We start from the raw sequence: 1,050 nt of genomic DNA, 5'->3' as shown, positions 1-1,050 counted from the left end.
AGCCGGTCTTCGCTGGCCAGCAGCGCCGCTTCCACGCGGCCACCGCCAACGGCCGCCGTTGTCGGTCACCACGCCTTCGCGCCAGGTCGGCTGGCCGCCGGTCATGTCGCGGATCCGGCGGGCGACCAGGCTGCGCGCCATCGGAATCACTTCCACCGGCAGCGGGAACGCGCCCAGTACGGGCACCTGCTTGCTCGGGTCGACGATGCAGATGAAACGCTCGCTGGCCTCGGCGATGATCTTCTCGCGGGTCAGTGCGGCGCCTCCGCCCTTGATCAGGCACTTGTTCGGGTCGCACTCGTCAGCGCCGTCCACGTACAGCGACAGGTTGCCGCTGTGGTTCAGTTCGATCACCTCGATGCCGTGCTGCTTCAGGCGCGCGGTGCTCTGTTCGGAACTGGACACCGCGCCCTTGATGCGGTGCTGGATGCGGGCCAGGGCATCGATGAAATAGGCCACGGTGGAACCGGTGCCGACACCGACGATCATGCCGTCTTCGACGTATTCGATGGCTTTCTCGGCGGCCAGGCGCTTGGCTTCGGACATGGGAGAACTCTCAGGCAGGGAATCAGGATTTCTTTTCCAGCGAAAGCAGCAGCTTCCACTGCGCGGCGGTCACCGGGAACACCGACAGGCGGTTGCCCCTGGCAACCAGCGGGAAGCCCTCGCCGAGTTCGTCGGCGTGCAGCTTGATCTCGTCCAGCGCGATCACCTGCTTCAGCTTGCGCTCGAAACCGACGTCCACCAGCATCCAGCGCGGGTTTTCGCGCGTGCTCTTGGGGTCGTGGTAATCGGACGTCGGGTCGAACTGGGTGTCGTCCGGGTAGGCCGCGCTGGCCACCGTGGCCAGGCCGACGATGCCCGGCACCTTGGTATTGGAGTGGTAGAACAGGATGCCGTCGCCGACCTGCATGCCGTCGCGCATGAAGTTGCGCGCCTGGTAGTTGCGCACCCCGTTCCAGGGCTCGACCTTCACCTTGGCCAGATCATCGATGGAAAAAGCGTCCGGTTCGGACTTCATCAGCCAATAGCGCTTGCGGGCGGTCATGG

At 65.2% G+C, this 1,050-nt stretch carries 2 protein-coding genes; both read right to left on the bottom strand.

Annotation, left to right across the window (positions count from 1 at the left end; all coding sequences use genetic code 11):
• Window positions 1-546 (bottom strand): ribose-5-phosphate isomerase RpiA (rpiA, locus tag ACQKDV_RS19695; RefSeq protein ID WP_427785899.1); only part of this gene is annotated, 546 nt, incomplete at its 3' end.
• A 22-nt stretch (window positions 547-568) separates the two neighbouring features.
• Window positions 569-1,048, bottom strand: coding sequence for an EVE domain-containing protein (locus tag ACQKDV_RS19690; protein ID WP_108769882.1), 480 nt, complete (start codon window positions 1,046-1,048; stop codon window positions 569-571).
• Window positions 1,049-1,050 lie beyond the last annotated feature (2 nt).

Source organism: Stenotrophomonas sp. NPDC077659, from assembly GCF_050268705.1.
Lineage (GTDB): Bacteria > Pseudomonadota > Gammaproteobacteria > Xanthomonadales > Xanthomonadaceae > Stenotrophomonas.
This window is presented reverse-complemented; position numbering and strand designations above follow the sequence as displayed.